The organism is uncultured Chloroflexus sp., assembly GCF_938091255.1.
In the GTDB taxonomy this organism is placed as follows: Bacteria; Chloroflexota; Chloroflexia; order Chloroflexales; family Chloroflexaceae; genus Chloroflexus.
This window is the reverse complement of the sequence record NZ_CALLJH010000045.1, coordinates 25,761-48,641: the sequence shown is the minus strand read 5'-3', so window position 1 is coordinate 48,641 and position 22,881 is coordinate 25,761. Positions and strand designations below refer to the sequence as shown.

19 protein-coding genes are annotated in these 22,881 nt (G+C 58.4%); 17 read left to right on the top strand and 2 right to left on the bottom strand.

Annotated features, from left to right (window positions below; genetic code table 11):
* The first annotated feature begins 6 nt into the window (after positions 1 to 6).
* The 10 genes from Q1A00_RS15045 to Q1A00_RS15000 all read left to right on the top strand — a co-directional run bounded on the left by Q1A00_RS15045 (position 7) and on the right by Q1A00_RS15000 (position 14,702).
* Positions 7 to 1,068 carry a hypothetical protein gene (locus Q1A00_RS15045; RefSeq protein WP_298402910.1) on the top strand — a complete coding sequence of 354 codons (1,062 nt, stop codon included), beginning with the start codon at positions 7 to 9 and terminating at the stop codon, positions 1,066 to 1,068.
* A 96-nt stretch (positions 1,069 to 1,164) separates the two neighbouring features.
* Positions 1,165 to 5,709, top strand: a complete 4,545-nt coding sequence (locus tag Q1A00_RS15040; protein WP_299757583.1) for an SdrD B-like domain-containing protein — start codon at positions 1,165 to 1,167, stop codon at positions 5,707 to 5,709.
* 222 nt (positions 5,710 to 5,931) lie between these two features.
* Positions 5,932 to 6,342 (top strand): TadE/TadG family type IV pilus assembly protein, encoded by a 411-nt coding sequence (locus Q1A00_RS15035; RefSeq protein WP_298402913.1) that lies wholly within the window; start codon positions 5,932 to 5,934, stop codon positions 6,340 to 6,342.
* A 9-nt stretch (positions 6,343 to 6,351) separates the two neighbouring features.
* The gene (locus Q1A00_RS15030; protein WP_298402915.1) at positions 6,352 to 6,864 is read left to right on the top strand and encodes a TadE/TadG family type IV pilus assembly protein; all 513 of its coding nucleotides are present in this window, start codon (positions 6,352 to 6,354) and stop codon (positions 6,862 to 6,864) included.
* Between the two features lie 24 nt (positions 6,865 to 6,888).
* On the top strand, positions 6,889 to 7,695 hold the full coding sequence (locus Q1A00_RS15025; protein ID WP_298402917.1) for an SAF domain-containing protein: 807 nt from the start codon (positions 6,889 to 6,891) through the stop codon (positions 7,693 to 7,695).
* Positions 7,696 to 7,786: 91 nt separating this feature from the next.
* Positions 7,787 to 8,989 carry a CpaF/VirB11 family protein gene (locus tag Q1A00_RS15020; protein ID WP_298402919.1) on the top strand — a complete coding sequence of 401 codons (1,203 nt, stop codon included), beginning with the start codon at positions 7,787 to 7,789 and terminating at the stop codon, positions 8,987 to 8,989.
* A gap of 71 nt (positions 8,990 to 9,060) precedes the next feature.
* Complete coding sequence (locus Q1A00_RS15015; RefSeq protein ID WP_298402921.1) at positions 9,061 to 10,320, top strand: ParA family protein; 1,260 nt, start codon at positions 9,061 to 9,063, stop codon at positions 10,318 to 10,320.
* Between the two features lie 310 nt (positions 10,321 to 10,630).
* Positions 10,631 to 12,616 carry an ATPase, T2SS/T4P/T4SS family gene (locus tag Q1A00_RS15010; protein WP_298402923.1) on the top strand — a complete coding sequence of 662 codons (1,986 nt, stop codon included), beginning with the start codon at positions 10,631 to 10,633 and terminating at the stop codon, positions 12,614 to 12,616.
* Positions 12,617 to 12,779: 163 nt separating this feature from the next.
* Entirely contained in the window at positions 12,780 to 13,697 is a 918-nt protein-coding gene (locus Q1A00_RS15005; protein WP_298402925.1) for a hypothetical protein, read from the top strand.
* A 252-nt stretch (positions 13,698 to 13,949) separates the two neighbouring features.
* Positions 13,950 to 14,702 carry a hypothetical protein gene (locus Q1A00_RS15000; RefSeq protein ID WP_298402927.1) on the top strand — a complete coding sequence of 251 codons (753 nt, stop codon included), beginning with the start codon at positions 13,950 to 13,952 and terminating at the stop codon, positions 14,700 to 14,702.
* A gap of 67 nt (positions 14,703 to 14,769) precedes the next feature.
* On the opposite strand, the gene Q1A00_RS14995 is transcribed toward Q1A00_RS15000, so the two are convergent.
* Together Q1A00_RS14995 and Q1A00_RS14990 are read right to left on the bottom strand one after the other, a co-directional pair.
* Positions 14,770 to 15,330, bottom strand: coding sequence for a dihydrofolate reductase family protein (locus Q1A00_RS14995; protein WP_298402929.1), 561 nt, complete (start codon positions 15,328 to 15,330; stop codon positions 14,770 to 14,772).
* Between the two features lie 32 nt (positions 15,331 to 15,362).
* Positions 15,363 to 16,439 (bottom strand): DUF2034 domain-containing protein, encoded by a 1,077-nt coding sequence (locus Q1A00_RS14990; RefSeq protein WP_299757576.1) that lies wholly within the window; start codon positions 16,437 to 16,439, stop codon positions 15,363 to 15,365.
* A 136-nt stretch (positions 16,440 to 16,575) separates the two neighbouring features.
* On the opposite strand from Q1A00_RS14990, the gene lspA (Q1A00_RS14985) reads away from it, so the two are divergent.
* From lspA (Q1A00_RS14985) to Q1A00_RS14955, 7 genes are all read left to right on the top strand, one after another.
* A complete protein-coding gene (gene lspA / locus Q1A00_RS14985; RefSeq protein WP_298402931.1) occupies positions 16,576 to 17,085 on the top strand; it encodes a signal peptidase II in 510 nt (169 codons plus the stop codon).
* On the top strand, positions 17,085 to 17,666 hold the full coding sequence (gene lspA / locus Q1A00_RS14980; protein ID WP_298402933.1) for a signal peptidase II: 582 nt from the start codon (positions 17,085 to 17,087) through the stop codon (positions 17,664 to 17,666). Before lspA (Q1A00_RS14985) ends, lspA (Q1A00_RS14980) begins: the two co-directional genes overlap by 1 nt.
* Entirely contained in the window at positions 17,663 to 18,613 is a 951-nt protein-coding gene (locus Q1A00_RS14975) for an RluA family pseudouridine synthase (protein WP_298490139.1), read from the top strand. The genes lspA (Q1A00_RS14980) and Q1A00_RS14975 overlap by 4 nt, the downstream gene beginning before the upstream one ends.
* An 89-nt stretch (positions 18,614 to 18,702) precedes the next feature.
* Complete coding sequence (gene mdh / locus Q1A00_RS14970; protein ID WP_298402935.1) at positions 18,703 to 19,632, top strand: malate dehydrogenase; 930 nt, start codon at positions 18,703 to 18,705, stop codon at positions 19,630 to 19,632.
* A gap of 60 nt (positions 19,633 to 19,692) precedes the next feature.
* Positions 19,693 to 21,480, top strand: coding sequence for an ATP-binding protein (locus Q1A00_RS14965; protein ID WP_298402936.1), 1,788 nt, complete (start codon positions 19,693 to 19,695; stop codon positions 21,478 to 21,480).
* Between the two features lie 2 nt (positions 21,481 to 21,482).
* Complete coding sequence (gene rsmA, locus Q1A00_RS14960; protein WP_298402937.1) at positions 21,483 to 22,355, top strand: 16S rRNA (adenine(1518)-N(6)/adenine(1519)-N(6))-dimethyltransferase RsmA; 873 nt, start codon at positions 21,483 to 21,485, stop codon at positions 22,353 to 22,355.
* Positions 22,356 to 22,406: 51 nt separating this feature from the next.
* Entirely contained in the window at positions 22,407 to 22,796 is a 390-nt protein-coding gene (locus Q1A00_RS14955; protein WP_298402939.1) for a PPOX class F420-dependent oxidoreductase, read from the top strand.
* Positions 22,797 to 22,881 lie beyond the last annotated feature (85 nt).

The following is a 22,881-nucleotide window of genomic DNA, read 5'->3' as shown; positions in this document are numbered from 1 at the left end:
TTTACGATGTCTTTCCATAACCGTCGTCATCCTATGCTGTTTCTTTTCCTTGGCCTGATCTGGTTCTGCTCTTGGGTAGTGCAACCAGTGGCGGCGCAGTCAGAGATAATTATGTACGTATTTCGTCAAGTTCGTAGTGATGGAAATGTTATCGTAGAATTTTCGCAATTACCGGTTGGTTTTAACGAGGTGCGTTGGCGCTGGAATGAGCCGCCTACTGATGCAGACCCCTGGCAGCCGATAGTTTTTGTGTATGCCGGCTATGGCAATATCATCATTCAAGCGCCGCCAGATACTGGGGTTGTGTGTCAGCAATATGAGCTACATGCCCAGATACGTGATCAAGGGGGTAACCTTATTTCACTTCAGGGAGGGTTTTTCAAGGATAACTCGGTGGATGTTCAGATAAACTTAGTCACGCCGCAGCGAGCAATGAGCGGATATACCAATCAAGATACAATACTCGTCAGCATCATTGGCGATAATGAGTGTGCTGGACTGCGAGATGGAGGTATTAGCATTGATCAGACAGTCTTGTATATCTTTGAAGCGGATGTTCCGGATCGATATGAAGCGGAATATCCCTTGCCAGCGGTGGAACGACCGATTAGCCTTTCTATGGCCCTGTTCGATCGGGTTTCAAATGTAGTTGTACACGATGTCTCTATTGTGCGCGATGTAACGCCGCCAACACTGGCAGATATTCGTGCCACAGCGACAGTTGTCGAAGATGGCACGAGATTAACTATTACCGGGCAATTTAACGATGCACATGCTCCTCTGCCGTGGGCGGTTGAGTGGCAGTTTGTTACCTCAGATGGTGTTGAACTTGGCGAACCGGTTTACCACGTGTTGGAGGCGTCTGAAGTGCAAGCAGGGTCAGCAGCGACACTCGCTGCCACCAGCACGCCATTTGGACTAAACGTGTTATTCGAGGCACCACCACAACAAGCCTCAGCTTTACGTATTCAATTGTTTGATCGCGCCGGCAATGGTCGAGCGATTGATCCAGTGATGATTACATCCACCGTCTCGCATACTGTCTACGTTCCCCTCGTTGGCCGATAAAAGACCGTTGTTCGCAACATAGTTTGCACTCACTGAGTGACGCGGTGCGCGTCGCTTATAGGTGAGTGCATGCTTCAAACCGACGCAGGAGGCACCGTGAACACTCGTATCCCTATGTGTCGCCATCTACGCTGGTTGATCGGGTTGGTTGTGGCCATCCTCTTTGTAACGTTACCATCACTGACACCGTTACCGGCTGTCGCTCAAACCGGTATAACCGGCTTTGCGAGTGTGGTGCCTTGCCTAAACGACGATCTGTCGCTAGCGACGACCTGTTTTGCTGACACCATCTATGCACCGGTGTCGGCGAATGATCCGGCACTTGTTCGGGTAACGATAAGTGGGGTTAAACAGCCACTTGCGCCAATTGGCACAACTAATGCCGGACATCAACAACGCATTGCCCAACATACCGGTATTGGTTCAGTCTACGGTCTTGCTTACGATGATGGCGCAATTAGCGGCATGCCACGGTTGTTTGCCTCCGCCTTCACCCGCCGATTTACGAGTTTTGGCCCACTTGGTCCGGGTGGAGTCTATGAATATCGCTTTAACGAAGGTCAATGGCGGGCGTCGTTTGTTATACCCAATGCAGGTCAAGATAGACTTTCGCCGGATCGGAACGATACAGCCGTATTGAGTGCAGTCGGCAAAACTGGATTGGGTGATATGGAGATCAGTCCAGATGGAGCTACTCTGTACATCGTAAACCTCGCGGCACGACACATTGAACGCTACGATATTACCCAAGCGCTTCCCCGTCGTTTGACGCCAATAGCCATACCTTTCCAGTTAATTAGCTCAGATCAGCGAATTCTACCCAATCTGCGTCCTTTCGCCCTCGAATTTGCACCTATTTCGGATAATCGTAGTGTGCAATTGTTTGTTGGCGTTACCGATACTGCGGCTTCATTTGGAAAACCTTCAGCCCATGTGCTTGCTTTGACGGTTGATACAGGTGACTGGAGCTTGATTATCACGCAAGAACTGATGACTGAGACGTTCCAAAATCGTTTCCGCTCTTCAACGTACATGGAGGTATTGCGATCGTTAAAACCAAATGATCAGATTTATGGCTGGAATCCGTGGAATGAGCAACTCGAAAGATTACAGGTATATCGAAAAAGTCGTGCTATTTTTCATGCTCAGCCTTTCCTTACCGATCTTGCGTTTAGCCCTGACAATCAGTTCTTACGTCTCGCCTTGCGTGATCGGATTGGTGACCTGACCTTCTTCGGTCCACCGCCTGTTGAACACTATACCTCTATCAGCCAAGGCGATACGCTTAATTACCAGTTGATGCGGGGAGCGTGGACGCTTTCGCTCTCGAACGGGTCGCGTATCGATCTAGTTAATCCAAATCAAACAGATCATAAGTACCTAGCCGATCATAGTGACTGGCTTAACGATCATATACATCACTACTCTGGGGAGCATCCAGCCCACGTCGAGAACCACATGGGTAGCCTCCTCGCCATTCCGCGTCCTAATGGTACAGAAACGATAGTCGCCACCTCATTGCTTGGTAACAATTCGGCTGGCTTGATGATGTATGAGGCGAACCAGCCACATCCATCTCGAACCATTACCTTAATCCCGCCCGGTAGCAATAAATCTACATCATTAGGCGATCTGGAACTCCTTTGTACGTATGCGTTTATTAGCGGTCAGCTTTGGCATGACACTGACGGGAATGGCATTCGTGATACGAATGAACCGCCGCTAAGCAACGTAAAGCTTGAAGTAATGGCTTCGGATGAACCTTTGCCGCTAGGTGCAGTCACTACGGCGGCTGACGGGAGTTATACCATCGCCGTGCCGCCGAACCGTGCATTGCGAATTCGCGTGGCACCGACTGAGTTTGCGGTTGGCCGCCCGTTAGCCGGCATGGTGTATGCGCCCATGAATGCTGGTGCCGATGATACCCGTGATAGCGATGCCCATCCGGTTTTTGGTGTGGTTGAGTTTGCCGGCCAGCATACCGGCAATGGCGTGACCGGCGCCGCATTGCCCCTGCCATTGCGCGAAGAGACGGTTCGTCACGTCGATATCGGCCTGACCCGCCAATTTCAACCGGCGACGATCGGTGATTGGGTTTGGCTCGATCACAATGGTAATGGTGTGCAAGACACCAACGAATCCGGTATAGCCGGCGTGGTGTTGCGTCTAGAGCGATTACCCGGCCCAGCACCGGCGGTGCAACCCTACCCCCGCACCGTTGTGAGTGATGCCCAAGGTCGCTATGCCTTTACAAACCTCGAACCCGGTCGATACCGTGTGGTGGCAGTGTTACCGACAGAGTATTCCTTCACGTCGTCTGGTCGCGGTGGTAATCCGCAGCGTGATAGCGATATTGACCAACAAACCGGCTCGAGTGCAGTGATAGAGCTAACCCACGGTGCGATTCGACCTGATATTGATGTTGGGTTGCTGGGCCAAACTCACATGGATCTCCGTATCTCACTACATGGGTTGGCTGAAGCAATTGTTAATGATGAACTGTCCTATACGATGACCTATCACAATACTGGCAATCGTACCGCTGCCAACGTCGAAGTGCGGATGGAGTTGCCGTCTGGGGTAACGTTTCTCAGTGCTAGTCGGCCACCCAGCCAGAGTGGTTCGGTACTGGTCTGGCAATTTGCGCAGCTTGCACCCAACGCAAGCGGCACGATCGAAGTTCGTGGGCGCGCACCAACCGCCCTTGGCGCCAGTCTGAGTCAGACTATTACCGCTGTGGCGACAATCAGTGCTAACCCGCCAGACAATGATCTGACGAACAATCGTGCCAGCCATCATACCCGTCTCATCAGAGCTGAACTTAGCATCAGCAAAGAAGCGCCGGTAGCGGTGCTCAGCGGTGATGCACTGTTCTACACCCTGCGGGTGGTGAATCGCGGCAGCGCACCGGCGGCTAATGTGACGATCGCCGATCCCTTGCCGGCGCAGGTTGATTTTACTAGCATCTTGCGCGCACCGGCGGGAACATGCCGCTACGAAGGGGCGCAGCATACATTGCGCTGCACGATTAGCAGCATTGCGCCAAATGAAGAGGTTATTGTCAGTGTGCAGACAAAGCCACGGCCAACCGCAGCCGACCGGCTTGATAACCGGGCCACTGTCACGACCACGACTGCCGGTGACTCACTGACAGATAATACGGCGACGGCGAGCACGGCCCATGTGCGTCCCAATCCGTCAGTCAGTCTCGCCTTTGCGCCGGCGCCGGCAGCCGCGGGTGAGGCGACCGAGCTGGTGGTTGGCTACCGCAACCTTGGCAATGGGCTGGCTCGTGCTGTGACGATCACGGTTGATGTGCCGAGCACAGCGACGCTCACCACCTTGCCGCCGATCTGCCAGCGTAATGGCTATCAGCTAACCTGTGCCCTTGGCGAAGTGCTGCCGGCGGCGAGCGGCGAGCTGCGCATTGGTCTCACTCTGCCGGCGACGATCGCGGTTGATCAACTGGCGGCGCAGGCCACCATTGCGACGACCACCCCCGAACTACCCGCGTATCAGGCTGATAACACGGCCAGCGCCATGGTCACGATCGTGCGTCCTAACCCATTTGTGCAATTGCGCGCGCCTGCCAGCATTGTCGGGCAGGGCAGCGTGTTTGCCTACACGATTGACTACGGCAACCTGTATCGCCGTCGCCCTGTCCAAACTCGCGCTGCTGCTAATACGATGCTTGAACTGGAGCTTCCGGCTGATGTGCAACTAGTGGGGGCTAGCCGTCCGCCTACGAGCCAAACCGGTCGCTGGTTGCGCTGGGATCTAGGGACGCTGAATCCGCAAGCTGCCGGTACTATCGAGGTTGTGGTGCAGACGAGCGTTCCTGCCGGCGCGGTCTTGCCGGCGACGGCCCGCATCTCGACCAGCACGCCAGCGGATGATCCAGTTGATAATGTCGCCGCGCTTACGATCAATGTGGTGCCGCCGCCCTCTACCATCGGCGCAGCAGGTGGTGATTTGCGGGTGGCTATTCGCTCGACGCTCGATCCGGCGACGAACGACGCGAACCAAACGAATGGTATTTACCTCTCGGATGGCACGGCAATTGCGTGGCCATCGGGCGAGGTGCTTGATCTGACTCCGCAACTGGCGAACCTGACCTTTGCCGATGAGCCATTACCGTGGCCGTATGCCTACCAAGCGCGCGTCGTGGGTTGGAGTTTGGCCGAGGTTGCAGTGGGTGGGCAACGCTTTGATCCGCGTGCTGCCGACAGCCGCGGCATAGCCGGTTGTCGTCCGGGAGCGCGCCCGCTTCTCACCCCGCAACTGCTGACCGGCTGCATCTATCGCTATCTTGGCGGCCAGAGCCGCGATCAGCTTGGCGCCAGCGTGCTACGCGAACGCGATCTCGATGATCAACTCCATCTCTACTGGAGCCGCCCGCCGGCGCCGGCGATGCGCCCTGATGTCTACCTCTACACGGCTGACGTGCTTAATCGCGCCCGGCTCACGATTCAGATCGAGCTAGAAGTGCAGATCGTCAATCAAGCGCCGGGCAACATTGGCGGGGTGCCGCTACCGCCAGTGCCGGTCGCCCCGCTGCCCAATCCGGCGCGCCAGCTTGTGACCGGTCAGATCGAGATCAACCTGCTGGCGCCGCGCTCACTCGTTGCGCCGGGCAATTAATTGGCCATCCGTTGCGGCAGGCAATGCTCGCTGGCGCTGTCTGCCGCTAATCGACCCACACGATGAAAACGAAACGCTTACGTAACCGTTCACCACCCAATGGTGATGATCACGCTGCATGCTTACAAGCTTTGATGTGAGGAAAGGAGGGTCGTGCAATCAACCCAACCGCTTCGTTCGTCATGTTCGGTCTAGGCAAGATGTAGCGAAAGGATTTGCGCGATGCGACAAGCTCACCGGCGCGGCCAAACCCTCATCGAGATGGCGCTAGCCTTGCCGATCTTATTGACCTTGGTCGTCGGTCTCTTCTCGATCGGTCAGATACTGCTTACCCACTATGCCGTTAGCCAAGCGGCGCGTGCAGCGGCGCATCAGGCCGCACTCACTGGCGGCAATCGCACCGTTACCGAAACGGCGGCTCGTCAAGCCTTGGCCGGCAGCCTTGGGATTGAGCCGACCGCGAGTGAAGTGGTGATCTCGTGCCCGCGCCAGCCGTGCCGCCGGTATGACCCGATTACGGTCGAGGTTCGGTATCGCGCCGCGCTATGGATGCCGGTCGCCCTGTTGCCCTTCGGCGACGAGATCGTGGTACGCGCTCGCGCCACTCGCGCAGCCGAACGTGATCAGCAGTAGGAGGCCCGCATGCACTGTCGCCGTTTGGGTCAAGCATTGCCGCTACTGGCATTGATGTTGCCGGTGTTGGTGCTCTTTGTGATGGTGGTGATCGAGTTTGCCAATCTCTGGCTGGCGGTGGCGGTGATGGAAGATGCACTCCAGCAGGCTACCCGCTCGGCGGTGCAGCAGATCGAGTATGCCGCTTTAGCGCGCAATGGGCAGGCCCTGCGTGGCAACCGAACCTGCCAAGCGGTGACCATTCACGCTCCTAGTCAGTGCGCGGATATTGTCAAAGTAGCGCATCAATTTCTGCTCGCCAACATGCAAGCGACGCAATTGACCGGGATTGATCCGGTTTCGCTGGCAGCTACTGCGCGCTGGACAGTCTTACCGCAAGGCGGGGCATGCGCTGGCGTAGCTAGTGCAACGCCACTGCTTTGCGCCGAATTGCAACCAACTCTGCGCGGATTATTCGGTTTGGGCGAAGTGCGTCCTCGCATCCGCGCGGCTGACACCATCGATCGTTTGGGCCAACCGTAAGCTCGTATCGAAAGGAGAACTCGTATGTCCGCTCTTGGCACGCTCAATCAGGCGCTCGCCCGTCGCCGTGCCAATCCGCTCCCGGCGATCTTGATCGGTCTCGGTTTGATTATCACCGCTGTGTTCACCGTGCTGGCCTTTCTAGAAGCTGGAAGTAGCGAGCCGGTTGTCATTCTGGCGCGCAATGTGCCCTACGGCCAGCGGCTAAGCGCCGACGATCTGGCGGTAGTGCTGTTGCCGCGCCATCGTCCGGCCCAACTGGCGGGGATCAGTGCGCCATCGCTTGCGGTTGGCCAGTATGCGACTCGCAATCTCGCCGCCAATGATCTGTTGCAACCGTCGATGATCACGGAGCGTCCGCCGGCTCAGCCGGTCTATCCGAATGGCGAGGCCTTGACGCCGGGGATGGTGCCAGTGCCGTTTAGCACTGAAACCATTGGCCCGCTGACCCATCACGATCGGCTCAATATCGGTTTCAATGATCCCAACGGTTCGCCCGATGTGTGCGATCAAGCGCGCAGCGCCGCCGAGGGCCGCGTGCCAACGGTGCAGCCGCCGGCATCTCCTTTGCCGTTGCGTCCGTATGCTTGCCGACTGCTCAGCGGCGCGCGCGTGCTCTATGTCGATGCCGAAGCGCAGGTGGCCTACCTCGAACTGACCCCGTACCAATCGCATGCGATTTGGGCCTTGCAAGCCGCTGGCCTGCCGCTGTGGGGCGAACGTTACAGCAGCGATGCGCCGATCTTACCCGTGCTTGAGCGGCTTGACATTGGCCAGTTTACGGTGAGCGAGTTGACTGCGCCGGTTATGCCCGCTGAAGCCGATAAGTAGGTGCTGGTGTGGGCGCACGCGAGTGCCATGGCTATGGACTGCGGCAGCTCGGCTGCCGCAACCGACAAGGATCACGGAAGGAGGTTCACTGATGCAGAGCGGTTGGGATACCTTGACGCACACGCCGGCTTCTTTGCCAACCTCTGGTGCCGCGATCGTCGACGAGTTGCGCATGCTGCTGCGCAGCGGGCGTTTACGCGATTGCTGGCATCTGCCGCCGGCAGAAGCCTTCGCGCGGCTCGGTTTTGATGGCGCGATCCAGTGGCATGAGGTGGCATGGTACGGCCCGCTCGAAATCTGGCGCGATCCGGAGCATGCGGTCTCGGACATTCTCTTCAACGGCCCGCCCGATTCGCCTTTCTTTGTTGTCCAACGCGGCATGATGGTCAACACCGGCGTGATAGTCCATCCGGCGTGGATTGAGTGGACGCAACGCCAACTGGTGCAACGCTGCCATGGCGGCGCTGTTGAGGTGCCAGCGTTTGCCCAAGGCGTGGTGGATGGTTTGCGCTATGCAATCACGAATCAGCGGGCCTCCCCAGCCGGTCCAAGCCTTTCGATCCGGCTGTTGCCCGAACGCTGGGCAACGCTCGATGATCTGGTGCAGAGCAATGTGATCAGCCGTGAGGCGAGCGATTTGTTGCTAGCAGCACTGAACGGCGGTGCTTCGCTATTGATCGCAGGGGCAACTGGCAGCGGCAAAACAACGCTGGCGGCGGCGCTCAGCCAAGCGATCGGGGCGCGGATGCGGCTGGTGGTAATTGAAGATGGCGGCGAGTTGCCGCGAAGCGCGAACAGCTTGCACATTGAAGCGCCGGCTGAAACGGGCGGTTTTAGCCGGGCGGTGACGTTTGCCTTGCGCCAAAAGCCCAACTACATCATCGTTGGTGAGGTGCGCGGCGGCGAAGCAATGGCGATGTTACAAGCCGCCGCGACTGGCCACCCCGGCTTGGGCACCATCCATGCGGCGACCGTGCAGGGCGCGTTGCGCAATCTAGAGCGGATGGCGCTGATCGGCTTGGCCCACGAGACGACCGGCGCCGGGCAGGCGGCAGCGCAGATCGTGCGCGGTCTGATTACCTCTGATGTGGTGAATCTGTTGGTAGTGTTAATTGGGCGTGCTCCCAACGGGAAGCGTGGTGTGTTGGCCATTGAAGAGGTCTTGCCGCAAGGGGCACAAGGCCAGAGTGGCGATCCCTTCCCGACTAACCCGCTCCTCCGTTACGACCGCGCCAGCGAACGGTTAGCGCGCGCCGGCTACGTCAATGCCGGATGGGGAGCGGGACGGTTGTAGCAGCATAGCGCCGCTGTGACCAACCACCCACAACGATGGTGGTTTATCAATTCTCAAAAGGAGCAACCCCTATGGAACTTATCATCTTTAGCGCGATCGATGGTTTGCAGGCTGAAGTTGAGCAATTGCGTGACGTAGCGGTATTAGCGCCATCACGGATCGATCAGGTGCAACGGTTGCTGGCCGGTTCACGACCGCCAGATGCCATCTTCCTTGACGATAGTCGCGGGACACCGCTGGCCGATCTGTGGGATTTGGCCGCTCGCGCCCAACAGGTGGGGACACGGGTGATGCTGGGGTTGGCCGGCCCAGCGCGGGCAGCGTTGCCCGATGCGTTGGCTGCCGGTTTACCGGCGACCGCTGAACGTAATCCTGCGACGCTGGCCGATTGGATTGGTGCGCAGATTGGCCGGCGGCGCGGGGGTGGCGCGCAGCGCCTGCCGGTGATTGCGATTGGCGCTGCAAAAGGTGGTATTGGCAAGACCTTCGCGACCTGTGTGTTGGCTGAAGGACTGCGCCGGCGCGGGCTTGATGTGCTAGTGTGGGATAGCGATATCTCAAACCCCGGCTTGGTGCCGGCGTTTCGCATCCCGGCTAGCGCTCCGTCCTACCTTCATCTTGTGCAGCGCGGGCCGTCATATTGGAATCCGACTGGTATTCAGCCTTTCATCTTTCAGCCTGAACATACTCGTGCCAATCAGCAAGGGTGGGGGCGGATCGACTTGCTGATCGGTTCGCATGCGGTGGCGCGGGCCGAGAATGATCTACGCCTGCCCGATTGGCAAGGGCTGTATCAGGGGATTGTGGCGCTGGAAGGGTACGATGTGGTGTTGATTGATACCCCGCCTGACTATCTACGTCGGCCTTATGCTACCCACGTTTTGCAAGCCGGTGGCAGCGTTATCTTGCCCACCCCGCCCGGCGCTCGTGAACGCATGGGTGTCGGTCACATGCTCGAACACTTTACCGAATTGGCCCCAGAGCGGCTCGAACGTTGCTCACTGCTCTTTATGGAGCCGGAGCGCGGGGTAACGGTGACGATCAGCATGGTGGCTGATCTCTTTGCCCGCCGTTACCCGCGGGTGGGCAATCTCGGCGTTTTGCCGCGCGAACCGCGCCTCGCCAGTCTTGCCGATGAACATGATGGCTACGTTTCGATGCTCGATCTTGGCCCGCAAAGCCGGTTTGCCCGCGCTACCCATCAGGTGGTTGAGTCGCTGTGCGCGCATGCCGGCTTGAAGCCGCGCCTGCCGTTGCCGCGGGTTGGTTGGTGGGTACGGTTGAGCGAACAGGTGTTAGGCCAGCGCGCTGCTGCGCCAGCGCTGTCGTAACGCTGGAGTGGCGGGCTTGGCAAGGTGTATGCCTATTGTTGCGCGGGGCGTAGCCCTCGCCGTCATCGTGCGCAATATGGATCAGTAACATCGCTGCGATCAAGCAATCAGCCAACCGCACTGTCGCCAACGCGACGCTCATGCGCTTCATGGTCGGTGTTGCCGCTCCCTTTTAGGTATGCTTTTCACTTTTGGGAGGGATGGCCTTGGGTAGGAGGCACCGGCATTGCTAGTCGCCTGCCCGCCCTGAATGACCTGAGCCGCCCGGCTTGGGTAGCTAAATGCGAACCACTATAGATGGAGGAGATACATGCATCCTGCGTACCGGCCTCTCACAGTGATTGAAGAGGGTGGGTTGGCCGATTTGATGCCGCAGCAGACAACAGTCGATCCGGCGGCGACGGCGTTGCAAGCGGCGCGCGAGATTCTGCTCGCCGAGCTGCCACCCGATCTGCTTGACCCGGTAGCGCCGGCTGCCGAGCGTGATCCGGCGGTGCTGCGCGTGCTACGGGTTGCCATCGGTACCCAGACCGAACGCGGCGGGCCGTTGGCTGGTTTGCCCACCGACGATACCAGCCTGCTCCGCCTCTTTCACGATACGATTGGTTGGGGACCAGCCCAACCCTATCTGGATGACGAGCGGATCCAAGAGGTGAAGATTATCGGTGACCGCATTATGGTGCAGGAAGAGGGGGCTGACTTCACCCTTGCGCCGGAACGCTTTAGCTCGCCGCGCCAAGCGCTGGATCGCGCCTTGGTGCTGGCGTCGCGGCTGGCAGTGCCGCTCGACCGCAGCCGCCCGCAAGATACTTTGCCGCTTGCGCACGGTACCCGTATGCACGTGACTATTCCGCCGTGTACACCTGACGACACTGCGCTGATCTGTATCCGGCGCGGTCGTCGCACTGCGTGGACGCTGGCCGATATTTTGCGTCGCGGCGCGTGTGATGAACCTTTGTTTGCGCTGCTGCAATTGCTGGTGCGCGCTCGTTGTTCGTTTCTGATCGCCGGCGAGACTGGCTGCGGCAAGACGGCGCTGCTGGAAGCGATTGTCAATTCATGGCCGGGTGAACCGCACGTGATTACAATCGAAGACAACACGCTTGAAATCAACGTTCGCCATGCAGCGTGGACGCGCGAACTGGTGCAGACTAGCCTCGATCCGTTGGCGTTTGGGCGAGCGGCGCGGGAAGTCTTGCGCCAGACGCCTTCACTGGTAGCGCCGGGTGAGACACGCGCCGCTGAAGCTGGCGCTATCCTCGCGGTCGCTGTCAGTGGCCATGCGGTGGTCACCACGATTCACGCGCGCACAGCCTTGCGCGCCTTGAGCCGGTTGGCTGACTGTGCCGCGATGCCGGGGGCGTACCTCTACGAAGGCCGGCGCACTAATGCGCTGGAAGACATCTGTGACAACTTCAATGTCGTGATCCATCTCAGCCGCGCGGCTGGTCGTCGCTATATTGATGAGGTGGCGTTGCTCGATGGCTGTGACGAGACGGCTACAGGCTTGCGGCCAAGACTTATCCGCTTGGCATGGGTTGAACCAACCGCTGATGGGGTGCGCTGGCATTGTGCGGCCCGTGCTGATGGAGATCGGTTGGTCTGGCGTGGCGCTGATCAGACGCCTGAGCTGCTGGCGCAACGTCTGGCGTTGCTCAAGCTAGCCGAGCGGCCCCGCGCCGTGGCGAGTAGCCGGGCCGTAGTTGATGAAGCGTTGGTACAAGCTGCGTTGGCCCGCCAAGCCGGTGCGTCCGAGCGCGCGTTGGCCATCTTGCGGCGGGCATGGGCTGAGCGCAACGATGAGCGGTTGGTGCATGCGGCCCGTCAGTCCCTTGCCATGGATCCACGGCGACAACAACAAGCGGCTGAGGCGGCCCGTGCCGCGTATGAGCAGATCAATACGGCCTTGGCCGCGCGACGCTGGGCGGTGGCAGCGACGCTTTACGACGAGCTGAGTTCCGATCTCGAACGTTACGCCGCGTTTGCGCCAGCCGGCGGCTGGCCGGTGTTGGTAGCGGCAATCGCTGTCGGCCAGCGCACCGATCACGAGGCTGGTGTGGCCATTAACCGCGCTGAACAGGCATTGGCGCAGGGCCGCGCCCGCGATGCGCTCGATTTGTTGACCAACTTTGAACCGGCGCGCCTCAGCGATGAGACGGCGTTGGCATTGTTGCACGCGCGTTACGCTGCGCTCAATGCACTTGTTGCTAGCGGTGAAGTCGGCACAGCGGCATTGACGCCGGTAGCCGCCGCGTTGCGTATGCGTGAAGCAGCGTTGCAGGCGCAAAGTGCGTAGCGTAAATGCAACCGCAGGGTGCCTGCGGTCATTGCGAGGCATAGCAGGGTATTGCAACGCCATGCCTTGTCAACTGAAGTAATCGCCCGTGAACACGGCAGACATCTGCTCGCTGGTACCAGCAGATTCCGACAGATTGAGTAAGTGAAAGGGTTCAGCCAATATGGAAACACTCACCCATCCCGAAACAGCGTGGCTGCTGCGCGCAGCACCGGCGTTGCTAGCCGCACTGATCACACTGACCGCAACCTTCGTTTTGCGCCAACCGTTGGCGCGCTGGCTGGCCCGGCTGGTCCAGCAGCGATCGCCGGCGGCGCTCGATCCAGCCTTAGTGTGGCGTCCAGCACTGCTAAAACCGGCCACGGCGCTCTTGATAGCTGCCGGCGCAGCAGCCCTTGTGAGTGCAGTGCTTGGTTTCATCGGTTCCCTCTGGATGGGGTTGGCGGCAGCACCGGCAGCAGCGGCGCTCGCAGTACGGGTAGGTTTTGTACTAGCCTCTCAGCGCTATAACCAGCAGCTCGAGCGAGAACTGACTCCCGCGATTGGCCGGCTTAGTGCCCTGCTCGGCGGCGGTTTGGGATTGCGCACTGCGTTCGAGCGGTTGCTCGCCGATATGACTGCTGGCCCGTTGCAGAGCGAATGGTCGTGGCTGATCCGGCAACAAGGTGCGCCTTTGGCCGATGGCAGCATTGCCACTATGCGCCAAGTGATTGCGGCACTGGCCGGGCAAACTTCGGCGGCCCGCCATGCGACCCTGCTCAACCACCTTGCTGTCGCCGCCGACCAACCGCAAGACCTGCAAGCCCGCCGCTGCGCTGCGGCCTATGCCGCCTTGCAAGCCTCGGAACGTCGTCGCGAAGAGGCGCTTACCGAGCTGGCCCAGATGCGCTATAGCGGTTTGGCCGTTGGCGGGGCCGGTGTATTGATGGCTGTCTACTTGATTGCCACCCAGTGGGAACGAGTGCGCATTGCGTACAGCACCCCGCTGGGGATGGTCTTTGCAGTGATGGTCGGATTGGCCCTGCTGGCCCCCATTGCCGGCGGCATCTGGTTCTCGCGGGTGGAAGATGTGGAGTATTAGGGCGGGTTAGCGAGTATGGCATATGTCTTGTCGGTAGGTGAAATCGGGCAATGCTACGGAGTGCGGCAGTCTTGCCGCCGCACGCGGTTGACAGTGCGCTACCCAAAGCGCCAGCAATGCTATGGAGTGCGGCAGTTTGACTGCTGCACTCCACAATGGCCCGCTTTGCCACCTATCTCCAGCTTGTGGGAACGGCGCGAGAGGTGAAGTCTGAGGAACCAGATGAAGATATGTTCGAAAGGAGTACGATACATGCCTCATGTCCTAACTACTCCCGCTGCGCCGGCGTTGCTGGCCGCGTTGTGCGGCGCGCTGCTGGCTGCGCTTGGCGTGGTATTGCGCGGGAAACCCATTGCCACACCATCGTTTGACGAACGGCAACGGTTGATCATCGGCCAGACCGGCGGCACAGCATTGGCATTACTCTGTGCGGGCGCGGCGCTCAGTGGCGGCCCGATCTGGCTCGGCTTGGCGCTGGCCGCCTATTTGGCGCTTGGCTTGGTGTGGCCGCGCCAGCCGCGCCGCGCCCGTGAGCGCATGGAGCAAGAGCTGCGCCGGTTGACGCCGGGGTTGATAGGCTTCATCCGCGTCGCGCTTGGCAGCTTTGAAGCGCCGAGCACGCTCTTGCGCCGCTACTGCGCACAGGCCGCGCCGCGCCAAGCGCCTATGCGCGAAGTGGTCGCCACCGCGATCGAACTCGGTGAAGAGCAGCGCATGCGACCCTTTGCGGCGCTGGCCGAGGTTGCCCGCCGCTATCGTTGCCGTGAGCTGATTGATGCCACTGCTGCGCTGGCTCAAGCCGAAACTGAAGGCACGCCGGTTGAAATGGTGCTGGCTGCCCAACAACAGACCCTCGAAGCGTTGTTGCAAGGCGAGTTTCGTCGCCTCATCCGCCGGCGCACCATGTACTTGCTCTTGTTGGCCGCGATCAGTCTCGTGGTTGGGATTTTGTTGAACTTGCTGTTTGTGATGGTGGTGGGCAGCGAGGTGTTTGCGTTGTGGTGATATTTATGGAGTGCGGTAGTCGAAACTACCGCACTCCATATCAGCGTTTGTTAACCGGGCCGGTACTTTAACAACCTAAGAAACGGCTTTCTTGAGGAGCTGCCGGCTCAATCCGGTAACTCAGCCAGACGATTCCGGATTGTTCATACCGGCGTTGCTCCGTGAGCGTGAGCTGGCGTGATGGTCCCGGCGCGGGCAAGAATGGGATGCCATTGCCCAATAACACCGGCGCGATAGCTAGCTCAATTGTATCAACCACATCTAACGCCAACAAGTGGCGAAACAGCTCGCCGCCGCCAAACAGCCAAATGTCTTTGCCGGGACGCTGGCGCAACTGTTCAATAGAGTGATGGCTCAGTTCGTTGATGATGGTCACGTTTCGATGATCAGCCGCCGTGAGCGTGGTCGAAACCACAACCAGCTCTTTGCTGGCGTACAACTGGCCATACTCAGGATCGGCGAGTGGTAAGCCGGCAAAGGTCTTACGCCCCATCAAGAGGGTTTCGAATTCGGCAAACAATGCGCCGAATTCGATCGCCGGCTCATCCGGAATCCAACTCGTGTCGCCTTGCGGGCCGGCAATATACCCATCAAGGCTACAAGCTACCTGATACCGGATACGGCGCATCTCTACCCTCCTCCCTATCTCCCCTCCCGGCCTCAATTCGACGCAATCACCGGCAACTCCGCCTCAATTGCCGGAGCGAGCGTCAGGAGTGTGCGATGCACCCAGCCCTCTTGCTGGCGGGGGTTAATGATTCGGATCCAGATCCCATCGGCGCTTCGCCCAAGCAAGATCACTGTTTCATAGGCATGGATATGGTCCAAGACTGTGCCTTTCAAGTTTGGCTCAGCCCGCACATTGCCGCCGTTAAACACGGTGGCGGTTGGAAGGGTTGGGGTCGGCGTTGGTTGTGGTGTAGCCGCCAGTTGCGGGGTGCGGGTAGGGCGTGGGGTGGCGGTCGCTGACGCCGCTTCCGCTACAGTCTGGTTAGATAATGGCGCATTAGCGGTGATGCCAAAGAAGCTGGTTTGCCTAATCTGTGCTTCGGCATTGTTCACAGGTAGGCCATCAAACAAGAGTGCAACCCCGGCTAGCACCAGATTTAGAACCAGTGCGCTGGCGAATAAGAGAGCAGTTTGGCGGCTGCGCTGTGGTTGCTGCGTTGCTCGCAACCGTTCCGCTTCGTCAATGCGTTGCAACAGGATCCGGTCGTCCCACAATTCAACGGCTTGCCCGCGTGCTTCGAGCTGTGACTGGCGAGTAAAGGCACTGGTTGCCACTAAGATGGCGCGATCCGCTTGCTGAATTTGCAGCGCGCCGACCAGATCGCGCACGTATTTGGGGCCGACCGGTTTTGTGTAGCGTTTGCATTGAATGATAAAGCGTAAGCCATCGCGCTCGGCGGTGATGTCTACACCGCGATCGCCGCTGCCGCCTCGCACCGTGACCTGCTTCCAACCCAGATCTTCCAACAATAGCGCAACTCGCTGCTCAAACTCACTCGGTGAAAGATCAAGCAACTGCTGGCGGCGTAACTTTTGGATGCGCTGTTCGCGTAACCAGCGGTTAATAAAGAAGACAATCGTCATCCCAGCAACCATCACGGTTATCGTCCATAACAAGGGAAGCGATAACAAGATGCTGCCCAAAATCACCCCAATTGCTAACAAGCCACTGATCGGGTCAAACTCCTCGCTAGCAGCGCGGGAACGAGTGTTAGAACGTCGAGTCACGCCGGAAGCTCCTGTCAAGTACAACGAGAACACATAGTACGAATACATTAACAAAGCGTTATTACCCATCCATTTCCAGCGCCCTACGTTATAATGAGATAAAACGAGATTGAATTCGTGAGGAAGGGATGCAATCGTGAAGTCACTGGTGCAAGCTCGCTGGATCACGCCATTGCTCGTCGCCGCGCTGGCAGTTGCGCTCGATCAAGCGTCAAAGCGCTGGATCGTCGTCACCCTTGGCCCTGAAACGATGACCCGCTTTATTCCGCTGATTGGCGACGATGTCCGGCTGGCGTATTCACATAATACGGGGATTGCGTTTAGCCTATTCCAAGGCAAGTCAGATATGTTGACCATCGTGGCGTTGGTGATCATTACCGGCGCGATCTATCTCTATGTGACGCAATTGCCCAACCGGCGCCGGTTAGTGCAGATCGCGATGGGGTTAATCCTCGGCGGCGCGTTGGGCAATGTGATCGATCGGATCCGGTTGGGGTATGTGGTCGATTTTATTCAGGTCGGTTGGTTCCCAATCTTTAATCTCGCCGATAGTGCGATTACGGTTGGTGCGGTCCTCTTGATGTTGCAATACGCGCTTGATGAGATCGCTCTCCGCCGTGTGCGGCAAGCGATGATGTCACAGTGATGGCGATGCGCACCCGTTGGATGTTGCTCTTTCTGGTGGCGCTACCGATCTTTCTGCTCGACCAACTGAGCAAGGTTTGGTTGAGCGATGTGCTGATGCGTACCAATCGCCCGATTCCACTGCTCTTTGATTGGGTGCAGCTCGCCTATCACGAGAATACTGGAGTTGCCTTTGGCCTCTTCCCCGACCAAGGCGGTGTCCTCTCGGTTGGCGCTGGCTTGGTGCTCATCTTGCTGGCCTACACGTATCAGCACATCCTCCCCGCTGAGTCGCGGTGGGTAACAGTTGCGGTCGGATTGATCTTCGGCGGCGGGATTTCCAACCTCTTCGACCGGATCCGGCAGGGGTATGTGGTTGATTTTATTCAGATTGGTTGGTGGCCGGTGTTCAATCTAGCCGATAGCACGATCTCACTCGGAGTCGCGGCATTGGCCTTTCACATCATCTTCATTGGCGATGAACCGGCACCAGTCGAACCAGAGCCAGTTGATGATAGTTTGCTCAGCGAGTTGTTGAGCCATGATCCCGAAATGCCACTGCCTGCCGAGCCGCGCAATCGCAATTCGGAGTCGCCGTCATGAATGACGCCAGTACATTGGAATGGCTCGATTCTGATGAGCGGGTGGTGATCGTTCCTGCCGAGGTAAGTGGTGAGCGGATCGACCGGTTTTTAGCGGCGACCTTGCCCGATCTGTCGCGGGCGCAAGTGCAACGCTTAATCGAGCAGGGCATGGTGCTCTGCGCGGGCCGGCCTACTCGCGCCAGCCAGCCGGTGCGCCCCGGGATGGCCATTCACGTCACCATTCCACCGCCCGTACCGACCGAACTGGTGGCCGAACCGATCCCGCTTGACGTGGTGTACGAAGATGCCGATATTGCCGTGATCAACAAACCAGCCGGCATGGTCGTGCATCCGGCACCGGGCCATGCGCGCGGCACGCTGGTGAACGCCCTCTTGGCCCGCTACCCCGATTTGGCGATTGGCGGCGAGGTACGCCCCGGCATTGTCCATCGTCTTGATCGCGACACGTCTGGCTTGTTAGTCATTGCCCGTCACGATGACGCCCTGCGCGCGTTGGTTGAACAACAACAGGCGCGACGCATGCGCAAAATCTATCAGGCGTTGGTAATCGGGCGACCGCCAGTCACTGGCACGATTGATGCGCCGATTGGCCGCGATCCGCGTGACCGGCTGCGCATGGCAGTGGTGAGTGATGGCCGCCCGGCGCGTACCCATTATCGGGTGATTGCGACTTTTGGCGATTATAGTTTGCTCGAAGTGCAACTCGAAACCGGTCGCACGCACCAGATCCGGGTGCATTTGCGCCATCTCGGCTATCCGATCGTTGGCGATCCGGTCTATGGCCCGCGCCGCGCGCATCTGTACCTATCACGCCAGTTTTTGCATGCCGGCGAGTTGGGCCTGTTTCACCCGCGTGATGGGCAATGGCGGCAATTCACTGCGCCCTTGCCGCCCGATCTGTCGTCCGTTCTTAACCATTTACAAATGGTTGCATCCACGCACTAAGCTCGCAATATGCTACAATGCGCAGGGATGGCAACGACGCACTCCGTCGCATTCCATAACTGGCGCCGCGAAGATGTGAGGAGACAGTTATGCGCAAGAAAATTAGCATTATCGGGGCAGGGTTTGTTGGTTCAACTACGGCGCACTGGCTGGCTGCCAAAGAGTTAGGCGACATCGTGCTATTGGATATTGTCGAGGGTGTGCCACAGGGTAAGGCGCTTGATCTCTATGAGGCAGCGCCGGTTGAGGGGTACGATGTGCGGGTGATCGGCACGAACGATTACGCCGATACCGCTAATTCCGACGTTATTGTCGTTACCTCCGGCGCACCGCGTAAGCCGGGCATGAGCCGCGAGGATCTGATTAAGGTTAACGCTGATATTACCCGCGATTGTGTTAGCAAAGCGGCGAAGCTCTCGCCAAACGCATTCATTATTATGGTCAATAACCCGCTGGACGCAATGACCTATCTGGCGGCTGAGGTGAGCGGTTTCCCCAAAGAGCGGGTGATGGGGCAGGCCGGTGTGCTCGATGCGGCGCGCTACCGCACCTTTATTGCCATGGAGGTTGGTGTTTCGGTCGAAGATGTGCAGGCGATGCTTATGGGCGGCCATGGCGATGAGATGGTGCCCTTGCCCCGCTTCTCGACCATCGGCGGCATTCCGGTGAGCCATTTCATTGCGCCTGACCGGCTGGCTCAGATTGTTGAGCGCACACGCAAGGGGGGCGGCGAGATTGTCAACCTGCTTAAGACCGGCAGTGCCTACTATGCTCCAGCTGCTTCGACGGCGCTGATGGTGGAGGCGATTTTGAAGGATAAGAAGCGAGTGGTGCCGGTGGCAGCGTATCTGACCGGTCAATACGGTTTGAACGATATCTACTTCGGCGTGCCGGTAGTGCTTGGCGCTGGCGGGGTCGAGAAGATTATCGAGTTGCCGCTCAACGAGGAAGAGATGGCGCTGCTGAACGCCTCGGCGAAAGCAGTGCGCTCAACGCTTGAGACGTTGAAGTCGTTGTAATCTCAGCACGGCGGCGGCGCGCTAGTTCGTGTCGCCGCTTCACTGTTTGCGAATACTGTTATGGCCAGTTCGGCGCAATCGTCAATGCAATCATCGTCATCACCACGCACAACGTCGGCATGGAGTCCACTCGGTGGCGAGCGCTTCTATGCGATGGCGCGCTGGGTCATGATTATCTTGCTCGGTGTTGTCACCCAATTCCTGACTAATGGTAGTCTTTGGCCGATCAATGGCGCACTCGAGGCTTTAGATTTGATCTTTTGGCTGTATGCCGGCTTTGCGCTAATTTTTACCTTGTTGGCGTTTGTGCCCCCCGCTGCCGGTCTCGTGAGCCTGTCGTACCTGTTTGATATTGCCTTCATTTCGTTGATGGCCTTTTTGGGTGGCGAGCGGGTTGTGATCTTTTTTCCGCTCTATTTGGTGCCGCTGACCTATGCTGCCATCCGACAGCCGCTCCACATCGGCGTCCTTTCGGGCGCACTGGCCGCCGTGGCGTATATTGCGGCGTTCATCGGCTGGCGCCGGCTGATTGCGCCTGAAGCGTTGATGACTATGCTCGATTACGTGGCGCTGGCGTTGCGTGGCTTGACACTGGCGATCGTGCCATGGGTGACGGGGAATCTGGCTGAACGCCAGAGCGAAACTAATCGCTATCGCGTTGCGCAGGCCCAACAAGAGGCTGAACGGGCGTTGCAAGAGGCAAATGTCTACCGCGATCAGATGCGCTCGCTCTACCAAGTGGCGCTGGCGTTGGGATCGACCGCCGATTACCGGCAGGTGCTTGATGCGCTGCTGCGTGAAAGCCGTAAAATTGTGCCCTACCGCGCTGGTGTGGTGTTACTCTCCTCTGGCCAGCCGAATGAGCTGTATGTCGCCTTTGGCTCCAATCTGGCGCCGGGTGATCTGAATCGTACCTTGCAGATGGATGCTGGCTTGGCGGTGGCATTGCGCGCCAATACGGCCCAGACAATTACCTCCTTTGCCCAGTTTCCGTCGTTGCAAGAGATCAGTGCGCTGCGTGATTGTGTCTCAGCGGCCCTGATTCCCCTCCAAGTGGGGATGCGCGCCTATGGTCTGTTTGTAGTTGCCACCGATTACATGCTGCAAACGGATCAGACCGAGATGTTAATGGCGTTGACAAATTATGCCATCGTTGCGCTGCATAATGCGCAACTAATTTTCGATCTCAAAGAAGAACGAGAAAAGTTGCTCTCGCGCGAAGAGGAGGTGCGTCACCAGTTGGCGCGCGATCTGCACGATGGTCCGGCCCAATCGATGGCCGTCATTACGATGAAGGCCGAGTATATTAAACGCCTGCTTGATCGCGATCCGGCTCAAGCGTTGGCCGAACTTGATGAGTTGAGCACGATTGCTAAGCGTACCAACTATGAGGTGCGCACAATGCTGTTTGAGCTGCGCCCGCTAATGCTCGAAACGCAGGGCTTGAAGGTGGCGTTAGAGCAATATCTGGATCGGTTGCGCGCTAAAGCCGGTAAGACGGCTATCATTCTCGCAGCCAGCGATATTGATCAGCTCCGTCTCGGTTCAAAAGTGGAAGGCGCGTTGTTTAACATGATCCAAGAATCAGTCACCAATGCGATTAAGCACGCTAATGCCGCTCATATTTGGGTACGTTTGCGGCAGGTGCAAGATAAGATGCTGGAAGTGGTGATCGAAGATGATGGTGTTGGCTTTGATAAAGCGGCCTTGCTCAAAAGCTATGAGAAGCGCGGTAGTTTTGGTCTCTTGAATATTGATGAGCGGGCCCGGTTAGCCGGCGGTCGGGCCGAGATTGATTCGACACCCGGCAAGGGCACGCGCATCACCATCTTTGTGCCGGTTGAATAATCGTGAACCCCTATCTCAATCCACAACGGATCCGCGCCGCGTTGCGTGCGCTTAATCTGCGCCCAACCCGTGGCATGGGCCAGAATTTTCTGCTCGATGGCCATGGGTTGGCAACCATCGTCGCTGAAGCCGCGCTAACCCCATCCGATACCGTTATCGAAGTGGGGCCGGGTTTGGGCGTGTTGACGTGGGAATTGCTGGCCCGGGCAGGCCGGGTGATTTGCGTTGAACTCGATCGCCGTTTGGCTGACCGGTTGGCCGCTGAGTTCCGCGATCGTGCCAATCTCTTTCTGGTGCAGGGTGATGTGCTTGAGCTAGCTCCGGCAGATCTGCTGGATCGCGCTGGTGCTGCGCCGCCTTACAAACTGGTCGCCAATATCCCCTATGCAATTACAGCGCCGCTGCTGCGCCATTTCCTCGAAGCGACTGTTCCGCCTGAGCTAAGTGTGTTGCTGGTACAATGGGAGGTCGCCCAGCGTATCTGCGCCGGCCCCGGTGACTATAGCGTGTTGACCCATGCGATCCAGTTTTACGCTGAACCCGCGATTGTGGCCCGCGTGCCCGCCAGTAGCTTTTTCCCCGCGCCCGCCGTTGACTCGGCGATTGTGCGCTTGCAACGTCGCCCGCAGCCAGCGGTGACGGTCGCTGATGTCAATGCCCTCTTCCGTTTGATTAAGGCCGGTTTCCTCCATGCCCGCAAACAATTGGGCAATGCCTTGCCGAGCGGGTTAGCCGCGTTAGGGGTCGATATTACTCGCGAACAAGTGGTGGCGGCGCTGCGTACTGCCGGGATTGATCCCCAACGCCGCGCCGAAACAGTGACATTGGCCGAATGGGCGAACTTGCTCGCTGTTTTGATCGAATCGGGGGTATAGTACTAAGAGAGCCAATTGTTGGTTCGCAAGTCTATACTTCTGGAGGAAACAGTGGCCGAGCAGACGACACCCTATTTCGCCGGTCTTTACCGGCACGAATATGCCAATTTGATCACGTTTCGCAAAAATGGCCAGCCGGTGGTGACACCGGTTTGGTTTGCCGAGCGCAATGGCAAGTTGTACGTGATGACTACTGCTAATGCCGGCAAGGTCAAGCGCATCCGTAACAATCCGCACGTCGAAGTTGGGCCATCTGATCGCGCCGGTAAGCCGTTGGGGCCGACCGTGCCGGCGCGGGCGCGCATTTTGCCCCCTGAAGAGACCAAGGTGGCGCGTGAAGCCCTCGATAATAAGTATGGCCTGATGAAGGCAATGTTCGATTTTTTCATGAATGTGCGTGGCGTCGAACGGGCGTGGATTGAAATTTCCCCAGCCGAATAAATGATCACTGTCGAGCCGCACGGTAGTGCGGCTCCCCTCTATGCATCGCTGCCCTATGATGATGGCCCCAACTGGGTGCCGCTCA